At 65.1% G+C, this 20,475-nt stretch carries 20 protein-coding genes; 6 read left to right on the forward strand and 14 right to left on the reverse strand.

Annotation, left to right across the window (positions count from 1 at the left end; genetic code table 11):
* The 9 genes from tuf to BMW28_RS08570 all read right to left on the reverse strand — a co-directional run bounded on the left by tuf (window position 1) and on the right by BMW28_RS08570 (window position 9,257).
* Window positions 1-1,191: an elongation factor Tu gene (gene tuf, locus BMW28_RS08530; RefSeq protein ID WP_091815611.1), complete on the reverse strand. Its 1,191-nt coding sequence runs from the start codon at window positions 1,189-1,191 to the stop codon at window positions 1-3.
* Window positions 1,192-1,354: 163 nt separating this feature from the next.
* Window positions 1,355-3,457, reverse strand: a complete 2,103-nt coding sequence (fusA, locus tag BMW28_RS08535) for an elongation factor G (RefSeq protein WP_091816650.1) — start codon at window positions 3,455-3,457, stop codon at window positions 1,355-1,357.
* 149 nt (window positions 3,458-3,606) lie between these two features.
* Window positions 3,607-4,077 (reverse strand): 30S ribosomal protein S7, encoded by a 471-nt coding sequence (gene rpsG / locus BMW28_RS08540; protein ID WP_091816653.1) that lies wholly within the window; start codon window positions 4,075-4,077, stop codon window positions 3,607-3,609.
* A gap of 159 nt (window positions 4,078-4,236) precedes the next feature.
* On the reverse strand, window positions 4,237-4,614 hold the full coding sequence (gene rpsL / locus BMW28_RS08545; RefSeq protein WP_091816656.1) for a 30S ribosomal protein S12: 378 nt from the start codon (window positions 4,612-4,614) through the stop codon (window positions 4,237-4,239).
* A gap of 315 nt (window positions 4,615-4,929) precedes the next feature.
* The gene (locus BMW28_RS08550; protein ID WP_234970091.1) at window positions 4,930-6,198 is read right to left on the reverse strand and encodes a D-alanyl-D-alanine carboxypeptidase family protein; all 1,269 of its coding nucleotides are present in this window, start codon (window positions 6,196-6,198) and stop codon (window positions 4,930-4,932) included.
* Window positions 6,199-6,287: 89 nt separating this feature from the next.
* On the reverse strand, window positions 6,288-6,917 hold the full coding sequence (locus BMW28_RS08555; protein WP_091816659.1) for an alpha/beta hydrolase: 630 nt from the start codon (window positions 6,915-6,917) through the stop codon (window positions 6,288-6,290).
* 9 nt (window positions 6,918-6,926) lie between these two features.
* A complete protein-coding gene (locus BMW28_RS08560; protein WP_091816662.1) occupies window positions 6,927-7,304 on the reverse strand; it encodes a (2Fe-2S) ferredoxin domain-containing protein in 378 nt (125 codons plus the stop codon).
* A gap of 15 nt (window positions 7,305-7,319) precedes the next feature.
* Window positions 7,320-8,501 carry a VanZ family protein gene (locus BMW28_RS08565; RefSeq protein WP_091816665.1) on the reverse strand — a complete coding sequence of 394 codons (1,182 nt, stop codon included), beginning with the start codon at window positions 8,499-8,501 and terminating at the stop codon, window positions 7,320-7,322.
* Window positions 8,502-8,795: 294 nt separating this feature from the next.
* Window positions 8,796-9,257, reverse strand: coding sequence for a DUF4019 domain-containing protein (locus tag BMW28_RS08570; protein WP_159430738.1), 462 nt, complete (start codon window positions 9,255-9,257; stop codon window positions 8,796-8,798).
* A gap of 162 nt (window positions 9,258-9,419) precedes the next feature.
* On the opposite strand from BMW28_RS08570, the gene hemB reads away from it, so the two are divergent.
* From hemB to BMW28_RS08585, 3 genes are all read left to right on the forward strand, one after another.
* Window positions 9,420-10,427: a porphobilinogen synthase gene (hemB, locus tag BMW28_RS08575; protein WP_091816670.1), complete on the forward strand. Its 1,008-nt coding sequence runs from the start codon at window positions 9,420-9,422 to the stop codon at window positions 10,425-10,427.
* On the forward strand, window positions 10,420-11,604 hold the full coding sequence (locus BMW28_RS08580) for a magnesium transporter CorA family protein (RefSeq protein WP_234970093.1): 1,185 nt from the start codon (window positions 10,420-10,422) through the stop codon (window positions 11,602-11,604). The genes hemB and BMW28_RS08580 overlap by 8 nt, the downstream gene beginning before the upstream one ends.
* Before the next feature lie 71 nt (window positions 11,605-11,675).
* On the forward strand, window positions 11,676-13,415 hold the full coding sequence (locus BMW28_RS08585) for a GMC family oxidoreductase (protein ID WP_091816673.1): 1,740 nt from the start codon (window positions 11,676-11,678) through the stop codon (window positions 13,413-13,415).
* Between the two features lie 281 nt (window positions 13,416-13,696).
* Here BMW28_RS08585 and BMW28_RS08590 read toward each other — a convergent pair whose 3' ends face one another.
* Window positions 13,697-15,022 (reverse strand): ammonium transporter, encoded by a 1,326-nt coding sequence (locus BMW28_RS08590; protein WP_091816676.1) that lies wholly within the window; start codon window positions 15,020-15,022, stop codon window positions 13,697-13,699.
* A gap of 24 nt (window positions 15,023-15,046) precedes the next feature.
* Complete coding sequence (locus BMW28_RS08595) at window positions 15,047-15,385, reverse strand: P-II family nitrogen regulator (protein ID WP_091816678.1); 339 nt, start codon at window positions 15,383-15,385, stop codon at window positions 15,047-15,049.
* 400 nt (window positions 15,386-15,785) lie between these two features.
* On the opposite strand from BMW28_RS08595, the gene BMW28_RS08600 reads away from it, so the two are divergent.
* The gene (locus BMW28_RS08600; protein WP_091816681.1) at window positions 15,786-16,496 is read left to right on the forward strand and encodes a dienelactone hydrolase family protein; all 711 of its coding nucleotides are present in this window, start codon (window positions 15,786-15,788) and stop codon (window positions 16,494-16,496) included.
* Window positions 16,497-16,714: 218 nt separating this feature from the next.
* Here the strand turns inward: BMW28_RS08600 and BMW28_RS08605 are convergent, their stop codons facing one another.
* Window positions 16,715-17,200, reverse strand: a complete 486-nt coding sequence (locus BMW28_RS08605) for a copper chaperone PCu(A)C (protein ID WP_091816683.1) — start codon at window positions 17,198-17,200, stop codon at window positions 16,715-16,717.
* A gap of 369 nt (window positions 17,201-17,569) precedes the next feature.
* On the opposite strand from BMW28_RS08605, the gene BMW28_RS08610 reads away from it, so the two are divergent.
* Complete coding sequence (locus tag BMW28_RS08610; protein ID WP_091816942.1) at window positions 17,570-17,785, forward strand: CsbD family protein; 216 nt, start codon at window positions 17,570-17,572, stop codon at window positions 17,783-17,785.
* Between the two features lie 155 nt (window positions 17,786-17,940).
* Window positions 17,941-19,482, forward strand: a complete 1,542-nt coding sequence (locus BMW28_RS08615) for a YifB family Mg chelatase-like AAA ATPase (RefSeq protein WP_091816685.1) — start codon at window positions 17,941-17,943, stop codon at window positions 19,480-19,482.
* A 9-nt stretch (window positions 19,483-19,491) separates the two neighbouring features.
* Here the strand turns inward: BMW28_RS08615 and BMW28_RS08620 are convergent, their stop codons facing one another.
* Window positions 19,492-19,731, reverse strand: coding sequence for a zinc-ribbon domain-containing protein (locus tag BMW28_RS08620; RefSeq protein ID WP_091816688.1), 240 nt, complete (start codon window positions 19,729-19,731; stop codon window positions 19,492-19,494).
* 19 nt (window positions 19,732-19,750) lie between these two features.
* Complete coding sequence (locus BMW28_RS08625) at window positions 19,751-20,473, reverse strand: OmpA family protein (RefSeq protein ID WP_091816691.1); 723 nt, start codon at window positions 20,471-20,473, stop codon at window positions 19,751-19,753.
* Window positions 20,474-20,475: the final 2 nt, after the last annotated feature.

A 20,475-nucleotide genomic window follows, 5' to 3' on the forward strand; every position in this document is an offset into this window, starting at 1 on the left:
TTACGCGATGATCTTGGCAACAACGCCGGCGCCGACGGTACGGCCGCCTTCGCGGATGGCGAAACGCAGACCTTCTTCCATGGCGATCGGGGCGATCAGCTTGACGGTGATCGACACGTTGTCACCCGGCATCACCATTTCCTTGTCGGCCGGCAGCTCGATGGCGCCAGTCACGTCGGTGGTGCGGAAGTAGAACTGCGGACGGTAGTTGTTGAAGAACGGCGTGTGACGGCCACCTTCGTCCTTGGACAGAACATACACCTCGGCGGTGAACTCGGTGTGCGGCTTGATGGAGCCCGGCTTGCACAGCACCTGGCCGCGCTCGACGTCTTCACGCTTGGTGCCGCGCAGCAGGATACCCACGTTGTCGCCAGCCTGGCCCTGATCCAGCAGCTTGCGGAACATTTCCACGCCCGTGCAGGTCGTCTTCTGGGTTTCCTTGATACCGACGATCTCGATTTCCTCGCCGACCTTGATGATGCCGCGCTCGACGCGACCGGTCACCACGGTACCGCGGCCGGAGATGGAGAACACGTCTTCCACCGGCATCAGGAACGCACCGTCAACAGCACGCTCGGGAGCGGGGATGTAGGAGTCCAGCGCCTCGGCCAGCTGCATGATGGCGCCTTCGCCCAGCTCGCCCGTGTCGCCTTCCAGCGCCAGCTTGGCAGAACCCTTGATGATGGGGGTGTCGTCGCCGGGGAAGTCGTACTTGCTCAGCAGTTCGCGCACTTCCATCTCGACCAGTTCCAGCAGCTCGGCGTCATCAACCATGTCGCACTTGTTCAGGAACACGATGATGTAGGGCACGCCCACCTGGCGGGACAGCAGGATGTGTTCGCGGGTCTGGGGCATCGGGCCGTCAGCGGCGGAGCACACCAGAATGGCGCCGTCCATCTGGGCAGCACCGGTAATCATGTTCTTCACGTAGTCGGCGTGGCCGGGGCAGTCAACGTGCGCGTAGTGGCGGTTGGCCGTCTCGTACTCGACGTGCGAGGTGTTGATCGTGATGCCGCGGGCCTTCTCTTCGGGCGCGTTGTCGATCTGGCTGTAGTCACGCGCTTCGCCGCCGAACTTCTTGGACAGCACCGTGGCGATTGCCGCAGTCAGGGTGGTCTTGCCGTGGTCCACGTGACCGATGGTGCCGACGTTCACGTGCGGCTTGGTCCGTTCAAACTTTTCCTTGGCCATGATTGGCTTCCTTTATCAAAAGAGCTGTGCCCGTGACGGGTTTAAGGTCTGCATGCTGTCACTGGGTCCCCTGCCACGGGCAGCCGGGGGTGCAACATCGCAGACCATCGAAAAAAGCAGGCCCTGCAGCCACCGCCGCAGCGGTGGCGCAAAGCGCAGCCGATTACTTGGCGCGTGCAGCGATGATGGCTTCGGACACGTTGCGCGGAGCTTCCGCGTACTGCTTGAATTCCATCGTGTAGTTGGCACGGCCCTGCGTCATGGAACGCAGCGAGGTGGCGTAGCCGAACATCTCGGACAGCGGAACCTCGGCCTTGATGGCCTTGCCGCCACCGACCAGGTCGTCCATGCCCTGCACCATGCCGCGCTTGGAGGACAGGTCGCCCATCACGGTACCGGCGTACTCTTCGGGCGTCTCGACTTCCACGGCCATCATCGGCTCGAGGATGACCGGGTTGGCCTTCTTGCAGCCTTCCTTGAAACCGAAGATGGCGGCCATCTTGAACGCCTGCTCGGAAGAGTCAACGTCGTGGTAGGAACCGAAGGTCAGGGCGACTTTCACGTCGACCACCGGGTAGCCAGCCAGCACGCCGGCGTTCAGGGCTTCTTCCACACCCTTCTGCACCGCGGGGATGTATTCGCGCGGAACCACACCACCCTTGATCTCGTCCAGGAATTCGAAGCCCTTGCCCTGCTCGTTCGGCTCGATACGGAACACGACGTGACCGTACTGACCCTTACCACCGGACTGGCGCACGAACTTGCCTTCGACGTCGGTGACCTGCTTGCGGATGGTTTCGCGGTAGGCCACTTGCGGCTTGCCCACGTTGGCTTCCACGTTGAACTCGCGCTTCATGCGGTCCACGATGATTTCCAGGTGCAGTTCGCCCATGCCGGCGATGATGGTCTGACCGGATTCCTCGTCGGTACGCACGCGGAAGGACGGATCTTCTGCAGCCAGGCGGGACAGGGCAATACCCATCTTCTCCTGGTCGGCCTTGGTCTTGGGCTCGACGGCCTGGGCAATCACGGGCTCGGGGAACACCATGCGCTCCAGGATCACGGGGTTGGCCGGGTCGCACAGGGTTTCACCGGTGGTGACGTCCTTCAGGCCCACGCAGGCAGCGATGTCACCGGCGCGGATCTCTTCGATCTCCTGGCGCTCGTTGGCGTGCATCTGCACGATACGGCCGATACGTTCCTTCTTGCCCTTGACGGAGTTCAGGACGGTGTCGCCCTTGTTCAGCACGCCGGAGTAGACGCGCACGAAGGTCAGCTGACCAACGAAGGGGTCGGTCATCAGCTTGAATGCCAGCGCGGAGAACTTCTCGGCGTCGTCAGCTTCGCGCGTGATGGGGTTCTCGTCCTCGTCGGTACCTGCGACCGGCGGGATGTCCTTCGGAGAGGGCAGGAAGTCGAGCACGGCGTCCAGCATGCGCTGCACACCCTTGTTCTTGAACGCGGTACCGCACAGCATGGGCTGGATTTCGGTGGCGATGGTACGCTGGCGCAGACCGGCGATGATGTCCTCTTCGCTCAGTTCACCTTCTTCCAGGTACTTGTTCATCAGCTCTTCGCTGGCTTCGGCCGCGGACTCGACCATCTTCTCGCGCCACTCGTTGGCGGTGTCGACGAGGTCGGCCGGGATGTCCTGGTATTCGAACTTCATGCCCTGGGAAGCGTCGTCCCAGATGATAGCTTTCATCTTGATCAGGTCGACCACGCCGGCAAAGTTGTCTTCGGCACCGATCGGCACCACGATCGGCACGGGGTTGGCCTTGAGGCGCAGTTTCATCTGGTCGACGACCTTGAAGAAGTTGGCACCGGTACGGTCCATCTTGTTCACGAAGGCCAGACGCGGCACCTTGTGCTTGTTGGCCTGACGCCAGACGGTTTCGGACTGGGGCTGCACGCCACCCACGGCACAGTAGACCATGCAGGCGCCATCCAGCACGCGCATGGAACGCTCCACCTCGATGGTGAAGTCCACGTGGCCGGGGGTGTCGATGATGTTGATGCGGTGCTCGGGGCGGGACAGGTCCATGCCCTTCCAGAAGCAGGTCACGGCGGACGAGGTGATCGTGATGCCGCGTTCCTGTTCCTGCTCCATCCAGTCGGTGGTGGCTGCGCCGTCGTGCACTTCGCCCAGCTTGTGGGTCACGCCGGTGTAGAACAGGATACGCTCGGACGTAGTGGTTTTGCCAGCGTCAATGTGCGCAGAAATACCGATGTTGCGGTAGCGCTCGATGGGGGTCTTGCGAGCCATGATGAACCTTTGGATGAATTCGAAAAGAGGGGTATTTTAGGGTTGCCGCTTGAAAACGGCATGACAGGCACTGCCGGATACGCGACAGGGCTTGCAGCAGGAAACACCTGCCGAAGCCCTGTGGATACGCATCTGCGGTGCCAGCCCGATCAGAAGCGGAAGTGCGAGAATGCCTTGTTGGCTTCGGCCATGCGGTGCACTTCGTCACGCTTCTTCATGGCGCCACCACGGCCTTCGTTGGCTTCCAGCATCTCGTTGGCCAGACGCTGTGCCATGGACTTCTCGCCACGCTTGCGGGCGGCGTCCTTGATCCAGCGCATGGACAGGGCCAGGCGACGGACCGGGCGCACTTCCACGGGCACCTGGTAGTTGGCGCCACCGACGCGGCGGGATTTCACTTCCACCATCGGCTTGACGTTGTTGATGGCGGTCACGAACAGTTCGAGCGGCTCCTTGCCGGACTTCTGTTCCATGATGTCCAGGGCGCCATAGATGATGCGCTCTGCAACCGCCTTCTTGCCGCCTTCCATGATCACGTTCATGAATTTGGACAGCTCGACATTGCCGAACTTGGGATCCGGCAGGATTTCACGTTTAGGGACTTCACGACGACGTGGCATTTTGTAAACCTCATTGCTTCAGTTGGCACCATCTCAGGTACCGCGAGTGCCATCAGGACACCCACTTACTCGACCCGCACAAATAAAAGTTGCTGTGCTCTGTGGGTCACTACGCTTGCACCGGCTGCCAGGCCGGACAAGCACCGAAAAGAACAGCGATTAAGCCTTCTTGGGACGCTTGGCGCCGTACTTGGAACGGGACTGCTTGCGGTCTTTCACGCCCTGCAGGTCCAGCGAACCACGCACGATGTGGTAACGCACACCCGGCAAGTCTTTCACACGACCGCCGCGCACCAGCACCACGGAGTGTTCCTGCAGGTTGTGGCCTTCACCACCGATGTAGGAGATGACCTCGAAACCGTTGGTCAGGCGCACCTTGGCAACCTTACGCATGGCGGAGTTCGGCTTCTTGGGAGTGGTGGTGTACACACGGGTGCACACACCACGGCGCTGCGGGCAGTTTTCCATCGCAGGGCTCTTGGACTTGATGACTTCGACCGTGCGTCCCTGACGCACGAGCTGGTTGATGGTTGGCACTCAGGCCTCCTTCTCGAAAGGTGTAATTCCCTAAACGTGAATGAATTACGGGTTGACGATACGTGATCTCTCCAGACACGCGCGCAGCATGACGCCGCCGCAATGCGGAGAGCCTGCCAGTTTATCTGGAAAGGACGGGGTTTGACAAGAGGGAAATGGGCGCGGGCGCGATGCGATGGCCCTGCGGGCAGTGAATCTGCAGCATGCAGGCCACAGCCGGAGCAGCGGCAGGCATGAAAAAGGACCTGCGGCGCATAGCCGTCAGGTCCTTCGTGAAGCTTGCGTCAGGACGCCGGATGCGCCCTGCCCTCCCGCTCAGAACAGCTTGCCGAACCACATGCGCAGGCTGTCCCACATGCGGCCGAAGAAACCGGCCTGGGGCACGGCCTCGAGGGCCACCAGCTGCACGGTGTTGATGGGCTGGCCTTCCAGCATCACTTTCAGCGTGCCCACGGCCTGGTCCTTGGCAACGGGCGCCACCAGCGGATCGGGGCGCTCCACCTGGGTGGTGAGCTGCTGCGCTTTGCCGGACGGCACCGCCACGGCGATGGCCTGGTGACGGCCGAGGCCGACTTCGCTCTGCTCGCCCTTCCAGATGCGGGCCTTGACGGCCGGCTGGTCGGCACCGAACAGCTGGATGCCCTCGAAGGCGGTGTAGCCCCAGTTCAGCAGCTTCTGTGTCTCGTTGGCGCGGGCATTCTCGCTGGCAGTACCGAACACGATGGCCAGCAGGCGGCGGCCTTCGGGCAGGTTGGGGAAGGGACGCTTGGCGGTGGCGATCAGGTTGTAGCCGGCAGCATCGGTATGGCCGGTCTTGAGGCCATCGACGGTGGGATCGCGGAACAGCAGCGTGTTGCGGTTGGTGCCGTTGGAGGCGGGGGTGCCGGGGTAGGCGTATTCCTTGGTGGCGTAGTAGCCCACGTACTCTGGGAAATCGCCTATCAGGCGCGTGGACAGGATGGCCATGTCGCGCGCGGTGGTGATGTGGCCGTCGGCCGTCAGGCCTTCGGGATTGCGGTAGCCGGTGTGGGTCATGCCCAGCGCCTTGGCCGTGTCGTTCATCTTCTGCACGAAGGCTTCCTCGCTGCCGGCGATGCCTTCGGCCAGGGCCATGGTGGCGTCATTGCCGGACTGCACGATCATGCCCTTGACCAGATCCTCGACGCGCACCTGCATCTTGGGGTCGATGAACATGCGCGAGCCGGGCATCTTCCAGGCCTTGGTGCTGACGCCGAAGGTCTGGTCGAGCGTGATCTTGTGGCTCTTGAGCGCGTCGAACACGATATAGGCCGTCATCAGCTTGGTGAGCGAGGCGGGCTCCATCGGCGCATCCATGTCCTTGGCGGCGAGCACCTGGTTGCCGGCGGTGATGTCGATCAGCAGATAGCCACGGGCAGCGATGTCGGGCGGCGCGGGAAAACCGGGCTGCACGGCCGCAACCGGGGCCGAGGCGGCGGAGGCAGCGGGCTGGGACGCTGCCGTGGTCGCAGCCGGCGCCTTCTGCGCCAGGACGGGCGCGGCAGACAGCATCAGGGAAGTGGCCAGCAGAAGCGTGGTGCGACGGAAAAGGGACGACGTGGACATGGGGGCAGCGTAAGCAGGAAATCAGCGGGAAGAAAGGGGCGGCCGCCCGGGCAGGCCGCAGGCATGCCGGGAAGCAGCCAGGGGGCGCGTCAATGCGCAGCGTGCAAATGATGTAGCACGATGTTTTTCAGCAGCGGCAATTGTCCATGAAAGAAATGGCCGACTCCCGGCACAACTGTGACAGGAAGTGACTGCGGGCGGGCCCAGTCGAGCACGGAGGCAAGGGGGACGACATCGTCGGTTTCGCCATGCACCACCAGGGTGCGGGGCTTGAGTTCCGCCGATACCGGGGCCACCTCGAAACGGCTGGCGGCCGTGCCGACCAGCACCAGCTGCTCGGGCAGGCGATCCGGCTGCAGACGGGCTGCGCCGTGACTGGTGACGAAAGCGCCGAAGGAGAATCCGGCCAGGGCCAGCGGGCCTTCGGGTGCGACCTGGGCAATCACCTGCAGCAGGTCGTCGGCCTCGCCGCGGCCTTCGTCGTGCGTGCCGGCACTGGCGCCAACGCCGCGGAAGTTGTAGCGCACCGCCGTCCAGCCATGCTGCACGAAGGCGCGTGCCAGCGTCTGCACCACCTTGTTGGTCATGCTGCCGCCGAACAGGGGATGCGGGTGCGAGATGACCGCGACACCACGCGGTGTGCCTTCCGGATGGTCGCGCAGCGCCTCGATGACGCCGGCAGCGCCCTGCAGCTGCAGGGCTTCGGTCTGTGCATTCATGCTGCCCTCTCAGCGGCCGGCTTCGGGCGGCACCAGCAGGCGCTGCACGACCTTGCCGTTCTTGAGGTGGGACTCGATGATCTCGTCGATGTCGGCCTGATCCACATAGGTGTACCAGACGGCTTCGGGATAGACCACGGCCACCGGGCCGGCCGAGCAGCGATCCAGGCAGCCGGCCTTGTTGATGCGCACCTTGCCGGGGCCGGCAAGCCCCTGCTGCTTCGCCTGTTCCTTGCAGTAGGCGAACATGGCGTCGGCATTGTGGTCGGCGCAGCAGGCCTCGCCGTTCTCGCGCTTGTTCAGGCAGAAGAAGACGTGGTGCTGGAAATAGGAGCCGGGCGCTGCCGTGTCCGGAGCATCGGCGGTCTGGGCAGGGGTATCGTTCATGCGCACATTGTAGGTTCAAGCGCCATGCACTGCGGTGCCGGCGGGGATTGGAGCGGGACGCTGTACCAGACGGATCATGACATAGGCCAGCGCCGCATAGGGCCAGGCCCATCCCAGCCACTGGGTCAATCCATACAGGCGGATGAAGCGGCGCTGCATCCAGTTTTCGACCGCCCAGCGGTAATAGACGGAAACGGCAGCATCGTTCACCACATGGAGCTGGGCGATCAGCGCCAGCAGGGCCAGCAGCCAGAGCACGCGGCGCGGCAGCCAGAGGCTGAGCAGGCCGAGTACGAAAGCCATGGGGATGGCGCGCTCCAACAGCGTCGGCGGCAGGTCGGCCGCCAGTTCCGGGCCGAAGGCGAGTTGCTGCGAGAGCAAGGTGGCGCCCAGGCCGGCGAGCAGGCAGCTGATGAGAGCTACCGCACGCAAGCGCCGTGACGGAATGATGGCGTAGGCCAGCAGCGCCGGAATCCAGAGGCCGAGCACCATGACCATGAGCTCCACTCCCGGCAGCATGGGCTGGAACTCGATGGCGCGCAAGGGCAGCCATTCGAGGAAAGGGGTGCCGGTGAGCCAGCCGGCCAGCCACAGCTCGACGCGCTCCAGCACCTGGCCGAGGCCAAAGGGCACTTCCAGCGGGTAGAGCAAGGCGCACGGCCACAGCACCAGCAGCACCAGGGCGCCACGGGCATCGGGGGTGAACCAGCGCGCACGCAGCGCGCTCCAGCGGCCGACGGCGCCGAGGCGGTCGATGCCGCGTGCGGCCAGCGCACCAATCAGGGCGCCGCTGGCGTTGAGCAGGGTGTCGAGGTTGGACTGGATGCGGTTGGGCAGCCAGCACTGCACGCTTTCCATCAGCAGCGACAGCAGGATGGCGGCGCCCAGCACCAGCGGGACGCTCCAGCGGCGCCAGGGGCCCTGCCCGTCGCGCAGCAGGCCCAGGGTCAGCAGAAAGCCCAGGGGCAGATAGGCCAGCACGTTGCCGATGATGTCGAACCAGGTCCAGTAGTGCGGCAGCGGAGCGGTGAGGAAATCCCAGCAGGCGACGCCGCTGTCATGCCAGCCCCGGAACGGGAACAGCGAGGCATAGACGATCAGCGCCAGCCAGGCAGCCGCCAGCGGCCAGGCCGTGCTGCTGGCAGGCGGCTGGGGGTGGGCGGCGCGGTCGTGGGAAGGCGGGGAAGAGGGTGCCATGCCGGTTCGCAAAGCTGCAGCGGTGGGTGGAAGGAATCCGGGCAATCGATGATAGCCGTCAGCCCCTGCGGCAGAGTCGCGTTTTCCAAAAAAAACCCCGACGCGCGGCCGGGGTTGAAATGCATCCCGCCGACGGGGAGGCCGGCGGAATCCCGCCCAGGGAGGAAGGCGGGGGGCACGAAGCCCGGAGACCAATGTATCAAGTTTGGGCGCAGGCACGACCGCTTTTTTCTTCTGTTCAAGCAAGTTGCAAGCTGTTGCATTCGCAGCACCGTGCGGGCGCCCGGATACCGCTCAACGCAGCGCGAAACCCATCACGCGCCACTGCCCGTCGGGATCGAGGAAGTAGGTCACGCGCTCGAAGCCGCTGCGGTTGTTGGCGAACTGGCTGAGGAAGGTGACGTTGACATACTGGCCGGCCGGCGGCTGCGGGCCCTTGGCGTCCTTGGCCGGCTGCGGCATGACCAGGCGGTTGATGGCAACCCAGACACGCTGCTGGGCCGGGCCCACGTCCTTGTAGCGCTCGGCGCTGTTCTTGACGAAGGCCGAACGCTTGTCGATCTTCTTCATCTCGGCGCTGGCTTCCTTCCAGATGTCCTCGGCCTTGCCCTGGGACATGTCGTTGAGGGCGGCCTGGGCAGCATTCACGAAGGTGTTGGGATCGTTGGCCTGAAAGCCGGGCTGGGCCTGTGCCGGCACCAGCATGGCTGCCAGCACGGCAGCGGGACCGAAGCGGAGAAGAGTGGATGCACACATGGAAAGCAATTCCCTGGAAGAATGGTTGGCAGACCGGTTCATTATGCTTGTCAATCTGCAGTGTGTGCAGGGGTTGATTCCCATCCAGACCGCAGGCGGCAGCTGCGGCATAAAATCGGGAACGGCCCGACGAGGCCCTGCCCCACTCTTCACGGACTGCCCATGACTCCCTACGCCCCCTACCCGCTTGGCCGCCCGCGCCGTCTGCGCTTCGATGACTTCACCCGCCGCATGGTGCGCGAGAACCAGGTCACGCCGGATGATTTCATCTATCCCGTGTTCCTGCACGAAGGCAGCAAGCGCCGCCAGGCCGTGGCCAGCATGCCGGGCGTGGAGCGCCTGTCGATCGACCTGCTGCTGCCGGTGGCCGAACGCTGCATGGAACTGGGCGTGCCCTGCATCGACCTGTTTCCGGCCATCGATACCGAACGCAAGGATGCCGACGGCAGCGAGGCGCTGAATCCGGACGGTCTGGTGCCGCGTGCCATCCAGGCGCTGAAGAAGGAGTTTCCCGAACTCGGCGTGATGACCGACGTGGCGCTCGATCCCTATACCAGCCACGGCCAGGACGGCGTGCTGGACGAGACCGGCTACATCCTGAACGATGCCACGGTGGACATCCTGACGCGCATGTCGGTGCTGCATGCACAGGCCGGCGCCGACATCATTTCGCCCAGCGACATGATGGATGGCCGCATCCTGAGCATCCGCGATGCGCTGGAGGAGGAAAGTCTGGTTAACACCCGCATCATGGCCTACAGCGCCAAGTACGCCAGCGCCTTCTACGGCCCGTTCCGCGAGGCGGTGGGTTCGGCCGCCAATCTGGGCAAGAGCAACAAGAAGAACTACCAGATGGATCCGGCCAACGGCAACGAGGCGCTGCGCGAGGTGGCGCTGGACATTGCCGAGGGGGCGGACATGGTGATGGTCAAGCCCGGCCTGCCCTATCTGGACATCGTCTGGCGCGTGAAGGAGACCTTCAAGGTGCCGACCTTTGCCTACCAGGTGAGCGGCGAGTACGCCATGCTGAAGGCGGCGGCGCAGAACGGCTGGATCGACCACGATGCGGTGATGATGGAATCGCTGCTGGCCTTCAAGCGCGCGGGTGCCGACGGCATCCTGACCTACTGTGCGCTCGAGGCAGCCGAGTGGCTGCGCCAGCATGGCTGACACGCTCACGCTGCCCGTGCCGGACTCGATGAAGATCATCGAGTTCACTGCCGGCAGCCTGCGCTTTGCCGACAACCTGCCGGAGGCGCCGCCGGCGGACGGTTTTGTCTGGGTCTACCTCGATCGCGCCCAGCTCGAGCAGGCCATGCCGCTGCTGCAGCATGCGGCGCAGACGCTGGGTGGCTCGCAGATGCTGGACTTGCACGGGCTGGACCTGAGCCTGGACATCCACCCCTCCAACTACGACTACACCTCGGTCTACGACCTGATTGTGTTCCGCCGGCTGGCCATGCCCGGCGAGCAGGGAGAGGAAGCGGAGCTGCGGGCCGATGCTGCCGGCGCTCCCGCCCTGCAAGCCCGGCCGACCCAGGCCGGCAACCGGCTCGCCGCTTTCGACCGCATCCGTTCGCAGGCGGTGGGTTTCGTGATTTTCGACCGGCTGCTGATCAGCGTGCATCCCCCCGGGTGCCCGACGGCACGCAGCTTCGTCAAGCGTTTTTTGGCCGACATCCAGCAGGGCCTGGATACCGCGACGGCACGCTCCCGCCGCCCTTCCAGCCCCGCCGATCTGGTGCTGCGCATGATCAACGGCATGGTGGACAGCTATCTGGAGCTGCGGCGCGACCTGACGGCCGAACTCGAGCGCTGGCAGGTGCACCTGCTGCGCAACGATGCGCGCAATACCGACTGGAACGCGCTGATGAACGCGCGCAGCCAGCTGCATCTGCTGGAAGACCTGTGCGAGGAGCAGCTCGACGCCATGCAGGAATGGCTGGACAGCCTGCGCGAGCAGCCGCTGGAATCCTTCCACGCCCAGCCGGCGCAGGCGCAGGAACAGCGCGACATGCTGGTAGCACGTGCGCGGGATGTGGTGGAACACATCGAGCGCGTGATGCAGCATGCGCGCCGGCTGCAGCATTCGGCCGAAACCGTGGTGCAGATCCACTTCAGCGCGCAAGGCAACCGTACCAACGACATCATGCGCGTGCTGACCACGCTGACCGCCATCTTCCTGCCGCTGAACCTGATTGCCGGCGTGTTCGGCATGAACTTCCGCGAGATGCCGCTGCTGGACTGGCGCATCGGCTTCTGGGTGGCCACCGGCGCCATGGCCATGATCGCCCTGCTGCTGAGCCTGTGGTTCTGGCGCAAGCGCTATCTGGATTCGGACCGCTGAGCAGCGCCAGCGCGGCATCCACAGGGAGAATCCCGATGAGTCGGGACGGCTGCGCGCGCTAGCATGGCCGGATGGCCCGACCTGCTGCATCTTCCTCGTCCAGCACGAGTTTCGACACCATCATCATCGGCGCCGGCACGGCCGGCTGCCTGCTGGCCAACCGGCTCAGTGCCGATCCCAAGCGCCGCGTGCTGCTGATCGAGGCTGGCGGCAAGGATGACTACCACTGGATCCACATTCCGGTTGGCTACCTGTACTGCATCGGCAACCCGCGCACCGACTGGCTGTATCAGACCGAACCCGATCCCGGCCTGAACGGGCGCACCCTGCGCTACCCGCGCGGCAAGACCCTGGGCGGCTGCAGCAGCATCAACGGCATGATCTACATGCGCGGCCAGTCGCGCGACTACGACCAGTGGGCCGAGCTGACCGGCGACGACGCGTGGCGCTGGGAGCACTGCCTGCCCTACTTCCGCCTGCATGAGGACTACCACAAGGGCGCCGACGCATTGCATGGCGCGCACGGCACCGTGCCGGAGCTGCTGCAGCAGGACACGCCCTATTTCCGCACCCTGCGCGAACGCGGCGCCAGCGGCGAATGGCGGGTGGACAGGCAGCGCCTGCACTGGCCGGTGCTGCAGGCCTTTGCCGAGGCGGCGCGCCAGGCCGGCATTCCCGAAAGCAGCGATTTCAACCGCGGCAGCAACGAGGGCGTGGGTTATTTTGAAGTGAACCAGAAGGCCGGCTGGCGCTGGAATGCCGCCAAGGCCTTTCTGCGCCCGACCTGCGTGCGCCGGCCCAACTTCACCTTGTGGACAAACAGCCAGGTGACGCGCCTGCTGTTCGAGCCGGCCGAGGGCAACCAGCCGCCGCGCTGCACCGGCGTGGAAGTGTGGAACGGACGCGAACTGCTCACGGCACACGCTGCCAGCGAGGTGGTCCTGAGTGCCGGCAGCATCGGCTCGGCGCAGTTGCTGCAGCTCTCCGGCGTCGGCCCGGCCGATTTGCTGCAGCAGCACGGAATTGCCCCGGTGGCCGAACTACCCGGCGTGGGCGCCAACCTGCAGGACCATCTGCAGATCCGTTCCGTCTACAAGGTGCGCGACGTGCGCACGCTCAACACCCTCTCCAGCACGCTGCGCGGCAAGGCCGGCATCGGCCTGGAATACCTGCTGCGCCGCAGCGGGCCGATGAGCATGGCACCCAGCCAGCTTGGCGCCTTCACGCGCAGCAGCGAGGCCTATGCCTGGCCGAACATCGAGTACCACGTGCAGCCGCTGTCGCTGGAAGCGTTTGGCGAGCCGCTGCATGGGTTCGACGCCTTCACCGCCAGCGTCTGCAACCTGAATCCGGGCAGCCGCGGGACAGTACGCATCAAGAGCCCGCGCTTCAACGATGCGCCGGCCATTGCCCCCAACTATCTCGCCACCGAAGAGGATCGCAAGGTGGCGGCCGACAGCCTGCGCGTGACGCGCCGCATCGTGTCGCAGCCCGCGCTGCAGCCGTTTGCCCCGGAGGAATTCAAGCCGGGCGTGCAGTATCAGACCGACGAGGAGCTGGCACGGCTGGCCGGCGACATCGCCAGCACCATCTTCCATCCGGTAGGCACCACCAGGATGGGACGTGACGATGATCCCCTGGCCGTGGTCGACAGCCGCCTGCGCGTACGCGACGGGCGCGGCAGCCTGATTGCCGGTCTGCGCGTGGTCGATGCCGGCATCATGCCCACCATCACCAGCGGCAATACCAACAGCCCCACCCTGATGATCGCCGAGAAGGCCGCGCAGTGGATTGCCGAAGACCGGCACTGAAGCCGGGCCAAGGGAAATCCCCATGTTGTTTTCATGGTTGATTCAGGGAAAACCTTGACAGGCCTGTGTAAGCCCAGTGGATATAGTTGAGTCACTCGCTGCTTCGGCAGTCCGCAGCAGTGGCGAGGGATGAGGAGACAAACCAATCGAGTGCAATATGCACCAAGCCGATACCTGACCGGTATCGGCTTTTTTTATGGCTGCGGCGCAAGCTGCACCGGCCACATGGCTGAAAGACAGACCGGCCGGAAATCGGCCCGGCCTGTCTGCTGCCCAGCATGTCAGCGTACGTAGGCCGATTCCCCGTGACTGCTGATGTCCAGGCCGATGCGTTCCTCTTCCTCGCCCACGCGCAGGCCGATGAGCCGGTCGACCAACTTGTAGGCCAGGAAGGACACCAGCCCCGACCAGCCCAGCGTGATCAGCACGCCCTCGAGCTGCACCCAGAGCTGCGGCAGCATGGCATACCCCGCCGCTCCGCTGCCACCCAGTGCGGGGGCACTGAACACCCCGGTCAGCAAGGCGCCCAGAATGCCGCCCACCCCATGCACGCCGAAGGCATCGAAGGCATCGTCAATGCCCAGCCAGCGCTTGAGCGTGGTGACGCCCCAGAAGCACACCGGACCGGCCAGCAAGCCCAGTACCAGCGCCCCCATCGGTGCCACGGTGCCGGCGGCAGGCGTGATCACCACCAAGCCGGCGATGGCACCGGAAGCTGCACCGAGCATGGACGGCTTGCGGCCCAGCACGGCTTCCGTCGCGATCCAGGACAGGGTTGCGGCAGACGCGGCGGCGAGCGTGTTGACGAAAGCCAGGGCCGCCACGCCGTTGGCTTCCAGCGCAGAACCGGCGTTGAAGCCGAACCAGCCCACCCACAGCAGGGCAGCGCCCACCATGGTCAGCGTGAGGCTGTGCGGCATCAGCGCCTCGCGGCCGAGGCCGATGCGACGCCCGACCAGCTTGGCGCCGACCAGACCGGCAATACCGGCATTGATGTGCACCACGGTGCCGCCAGCGAAATCCAGCGCGCCCTTGCCGAACAGGTAGCCATTGCCCGACCACACCATGTGCGCAATCGGCAGGTAGCTGAAGGTGAACCAGAGCACGATGAAGGCCAACACGGCCGCGAAGCGCATGCGCTCGGCAAAGGCGCCGACGATGATGCCGCAGCTGATGGCCGCGAACGAGCACTGGAAGGCGACAAAGACCAGCTCCGGCAGCTTGGACTGGGCGCTGAAGGTGTCGGACAGGCTGGCAGCATCGATGCCGGCCAGGAACAGCTTGCCGAAATCGCCCAGCACGGCGTTGCCGCCGCTGAAGGCCAGACTGTAGCCGAACAGCAGCCACAGCACGCTCACCAGCGCGAACACGACGAACACCTGCATCAGCACCGACAGCATGTTCTTGGCACGTGCCATGCCGCCGTAGAACAGGGCCAGGCCCGGAATGCTCATCATCACCACCAGCAGGGTGGCGGTCAGCATCCAGGCGACGTCGCCCTTGTTCACCGTGGCCACGACAGTCGGCGCGGCTTCGGCGGCCCGGGCCAGGGGCATGGACAGCAAACCGCTGGACGCGGTCATCAGGGGAAAGAGGGTTTTTCTCATGGAAGCTTCTCCTCGGCAGCAGGGTTAGAGTGCGACGCGGCCGGTTTCACCGGTGCGGATGCGGATCACCTGGTCCAGGCTGGTGACGAAAATCTTGCCGTCGCCGATCTTGCCGGTGCGAGCGCTGTTCTCGATGGCCTCAAGCGCCTGCTCCAGCAGGGCATCGTCCACAGCGGCCTCCAGCTTCACCTTGGGCAGAAAGTCCACGACATATTCGGCACCACGGTAGAGCTCGGTATGGCCCTTCTGGCGGCCGAAGCCCTTCACCTCGGTGACGGTGATGCCCTGCACGCCGATTTCGGACAGGGCCTCGCGGACTGCGTCCAGCTTGAAGGGCTTGATGATGGCAGTGATGAGTTTCATGGTTCCTCCTGGTCGATGCCCGGGATCAAGCAGGAAGCGTGCCAGGTTGGGGTTGTGCAGCCTTTTTCTGGCTGGGAGGCGTTGGTGTGTACCGGGAAGTGGAGGGGACGTACAACTCTCGGCCCGCCTGTGGCGCCTTCGTGGGTCACGCATGCCAAGCCCAGGCATCACCATTTTTTACGCACCAAACCGGTGCATGCACCGCAATTGGGCGCGGGCCGATACGAGTGGCCACGCCAATCCGCCCTTCACCCGGGCATCGCGGGAACGGCACACGCCCTGTTACCAGCGGTTGCCCCTCCACTGCCCAAAGGTTTCACATGCTGCCGGCATAATCAGCCGCAAGTGCACAGCACCCGGGCCGCCGGCCGGCGGCACCCCTTCAACAACAGGAGACACCATGAGCAACAGCCAGACCATCGAAATCCAGTCCACCGACGGCACCGGTACCTTCACTGCCTACGTCGCCCTGCCCCCGTCCGGCAAGGGGCCGGCAGTGGTGATCTGCCAGGAAATCTTCGGCGTGAACGCCACCATGCGCGAAGTGGCCGACGGCTTTGCCCAGGAAGGCTTCGTGGCGGTGGTGCCGGACCTGTTCTGGCGCCTGGAGCCGGGCGTACAGCTGGACTACACGCCGGACGGCTGGCAGAAGGCCTTCGGCTTCTTCAACAATTTCGACCAGGATGTGGGCACGCAGGACATCGCCGCCACGCTGCGCGACGCACGCGCCCTGCCCGAATGCCAGGATTACGACAAGGCCGGCGTGGTTGGCTATTGCCTGGGCGGCAAGATGGCCTATCTGGCGGCCTGCCGCACGGATGCCGCCGTGTCTGTCGGCTATTACGGAACCGGCATCGAGAACAAGCTGGAGGAGATGGACAACATCCAGGGCCAGCTGGTGCTGCATTTTGCCGGCAACGACGAGTATTGCCCGCCCGAAGCGCAGGCCAAGATCCGCGCCGCTGCCGAAGGGCGCGCCAATGTCACCATCTACGATTACCCCGGGGTGCAGCACGCCTTCTCGCGCCCGCGCGGCGATCACTACGACGCAGCGGCAGACGCACTGGCGCGCGAGCGTACGCTCAAGGCCCTGCGCGACGCGCTGTGCTGAGAAACTGCTGATTTCCCGGTGGTTTGCCCAACCCGGACAGGATCACCACCAGGCCGCTGAGGCCACCGAGGGCATTCAGACACTGGGAGCTTGGCGGCCCCGTGCTGACTCGCCCGGCTCCTGGGGCAGCGTAGGCCCCTTGGCCGGCATTAGCCAGCGAACAGCTCCCGCTGGCAGGGCAGCCCAAGCGGGCGGCACCCCTGCACACCCGCCGAAATTCAGTGCTTCATCATGGCGCCGTGCGCATGGCCTCCTGCCGGAGCCATGCCCTGCGGTGCCAGGCTCTGCACGGTGGCCTTGACTTCCTTGGTGAAGGTCTTGCCCTTGGCGCGATCCTCGAAGGTCAGCGTCAGGGGCACCTGCTCGCCCGTCTTGAGCGGTTGCTTGAGTTCCATCAGCATGACGTGGTAGCCACCGGGTTTGAGGTCCAGCGGTGTGCCCTTGCTCAGGGCCACGCCCTCGACGCGACGCATCTTCATCACGTTGTCCTGCATGGCCATTTCGTGGATTTCGGTCACGCCGGCCACGGGGGAGCTGGCCGCCACCAGGCGCAGGTCCTGATCCGCCTGCAGGCGCATGAAGGCACCAGTAGCGCGCTGGGCCGAGACCGTGCCACGCACCCAGGGATCGCTCACGGTGACATCCGCGGCCTGCGCCACGGAAGCGGCGCCAAACAGTGCGAGAGCGAGGACAAGGTGTTTCATCAGACTACTCCAGATTCGGAAAAGGAAACGCTGGCCTGCGCAAGGGACTGGCGGGCAGCACACGCTATGGGCACCCGGGAAGATTGCCTGCGCACTGGCCAGGAGATGCAGGCATTATGCCGGCCAGTACGCAGAGATGCCTTGACCAGGATCGGCCACACATGCCCTTGCGCGACCGCATGGCTCTTGCGATTCGGAGGGCGCCTCCTCCTACAAGGCGCGGTCCCGGACTCCTACGGCCCCGCCCTGCCCCACCCCGTAGCATAAAAGCCATGGTTGCACTGCACCTGCCGCACACCGGCAAGAGCAGCCATCCCGAAGCCATAACGGCACCTCAAGAACATCATGAAAGGAAACGACATGACTGCCATCAACAAGGACACCATCGAAGGCAACTGGAAGCAGTTCAAGGGCAAGGTCAAGGAGCAATGGGGCAAGCTGACCGACGATGATCTGGATGTCATCGCCGGCAAGCGCGACCAGCTGGTCGGCCGCCTCCAGGAACGCGCCGGCATCGCCCGCGATGAGGCCGAGCAGGAGGTGAAGGACTGGGAAGACCGCAACCCTGACTGGAAGTGGCTGTAAGCCACCCTCCCTGCATCAACAGGTGAACGGAAGCCGCGTCATTTGACGCTGCTTCCCTGCAGATCCCCGCAAGCTTGGGCTGGCGGGGATTTTTTCGTCACACTGCCTGATCGCTTCCCTGGATTTATTTAATACTTTTGATTTATTATTCAGGGATGAGTCTTGCCCTGATTCCCACCCGCGCCCTGCTCGGCCTGTCCGCCCCGGCCGTCACCGTTGAAGTGCACCTGGCCAACGGCCTGCCCAGTTTCACGCTGGTGGGTCTGGCCGATACCGAAGTGAAGGAAGCGCGCGAGCGCGTACGCAGCGCCATCCACAACGCCGGGCTGGAGTTTCCGAATAACAAGCGCATCACCGTGAACCTGGCGCCAGCCGACCTGCCCAAGGATTCCGGCCGTTTCGATCTGCCGATCGCCATCGGCATTCTCGCCGCCAGCGGGCAGCTGGACGCCGCCTTGCTGGGCAACCATGTGTTTGCGGGAGAGCTGTCGCTGTCGGGCGAGTTGCGGCCGGTACGAGGTGCGTTGGCGATGGCAGCCGCCCTGGCCGAACAGGGAGAGGTATTGCCCCTGGTGCTGCCGCCCGGCAGCGCAGAAGAAGCTGCACTGGTGCCTGGCGCGCACGTGTACCGCGCCCGTCACCTGCGCGATGTGGTGACACGTTTCCAGCCTCCGGGAAAGGCGCTCGCCGATCCGGTTCAGGATGAAGGCGGCTGGCAGAGGCTGCAGGCCGACCCGGCACTGCCTGTGGCCGACTATCCCGATCTGGCAGATGTGAAGGGGCAGGCTGCGGCGCGGCGTGCGCTGGAGATTGCGGCGGCCGGTGGGCACAGCCTGCTGCTGGTAGGGCCGCCGGGAGCGGGCAAGTCCATGCTGGCACGGCGCTTTGCCGGCCTGCTGCCTCCGATGAATACGCAGGAGGCGCTGGCCTCGGCAGCGGTGGCCAGTCTGGCCGGGCGCTTCCGACCCGAGCACTGGGGGCGCCGGCCACTGCAACAGCCCCATCACAGCGCGAGTGCGGTGGCGCTGGTGGGCGGAGGCTCACCCCCGCGGCCCGGCGAAATTAGCCTGTCCCATAACGGAATCTTGTTCCTCGACGAACTCCCGGAGTTTCCCCGCACGGCGCTGGAAGCCTTGCGAGAGCCGCTGGAGACCGGCCAGATCCATATTTCGCGAGCCGCGCAGCAGGCCTGCTTTCCCGCGCGCTTCCAGCTGGTGGCCGCCATGAACCCCTGCCCCTGCGGCTATCTGGGCAGCCGCGTGCGGGCCTGCCGCTGCACGCCGGAACAGGTAAGCCGTTATCAGGGCAAGCTGAGCGGACCGCTGCTGGACCGCATCGACCTGCATCTGGAAGTGCCGGCCCTGGCGCCGGATGAATTGCTGCATGCCCCTGCCGGCCCGGACACGGCCAGCACGCGCGAGCGCGTCTGCACCGCCCGCGAGCGGGCGCTGCAGCGCCAGCATCAAGCCAATGCCGCCTTGCAAGGTCAGGCCCTGGAACAGGCCATCCAGCTGCCGGAAGAGGCGCGGCACTTTCTGCAGCAGGCCGCTACGCGCCTCGGCTGGAGTGCGCGCAGCATGCACCGGGCCTTGCGCGTGGCGCGCACGGTGGCCGATCTGGCCGACAGCGACGAGGTGCAGGTCAGCCATGTTGCCGAGGCGATCCAGTTGCGGCGCGGCCTGCTGCACGCCCATTGATCGCGTGATTCAGCGCCCGCTTGTCAGCAGATAGCCGAGGAAGATCAGGGCTGCGATGGCAAACAGGGCACGCCCGATCCACGGAGCGACCAGCCAGGCAGCCAGACCGGTGACAGCCGTCTTGGCCGTGCCGGCATCGATCAGCTGCTGGACCGGCGCATTGCCGGCCACAGGCGCACCACATCCGGGGCAGCTGCTGGCACGGTCGGAAATCTGTCTGCCGCATTCGTTGCAGGTAATCAGGGCCATGAAGTCTCCTTGAGTGTTCTTAAGGGGTTGAAGAAGTGGCGCTCAGACTGGTTGCCCGTTCCGAAGGGGCCGACGAGCCTGTCAGCTGCGGCGCTGCGCCTCCCGATGCCGCGCGGATGACGATTTCCACCCGGCGGTTGCGCTGACGGCCTGCGGGATCATCGCTGCCATCGGGCAAGGCGTTGGGGGCCACCGGGCGCCGTTCACCGAAACCGGCCACGGAAAAATTCCGGGTCGCCTGCAATTGGCGCAGGTGTGCCGATACCGCCTCGGCGCGACGCAGCGACAGCGCATCGTTGTACGCATCGCTGCCCTTGCTGTCGGTATGGCCATGGATCAGCACCGGCGCCTGCGGATAGCTGGCGAGCAGGCGGGCCGCGCGGTCCAGCGCCGGGATCGCATCAGGCCGCAAGCTGCTCTTGTCGAAGTCGAACAGCACATCCGCTGGCAGGTCGATCACGATATCGCGCTGCGGCGTTTCGCGCGCCTGCAGTTCGCGCAGCAGGCGTCGTGTTTCTTCCAGCTTGCCGGCGGGGATCTCGGCCTGGCGGAACACCGTGTCGAGTGGTTTCTCGCCCAGCCCGCCGCCGGTGCCTGCCGGTCGCAGCACCGTTTGTCGCCCTTCCACCGGCTGCAGACGCGTCTGTCGGTCAGTGTCGGCCAGCACGGCCCCGCAGGACAGCAGGCCTGTTACCGCCATCACTGCCAGGCCCAGGGTACGGGCTACACGCGCTCGCGGCATCG

Origin of the sequence: Allobrachymonas denitrificans DSM 15123 (assembly GCF_900110225.1) — a bacterium.
Classification (GTDB): Bacteria; Pseudomonadota; Gammaproteobacteria; order Burkholderiales; family Burkholderiaceae_C; genus Brachymonas; species Brachymonas denitrificans.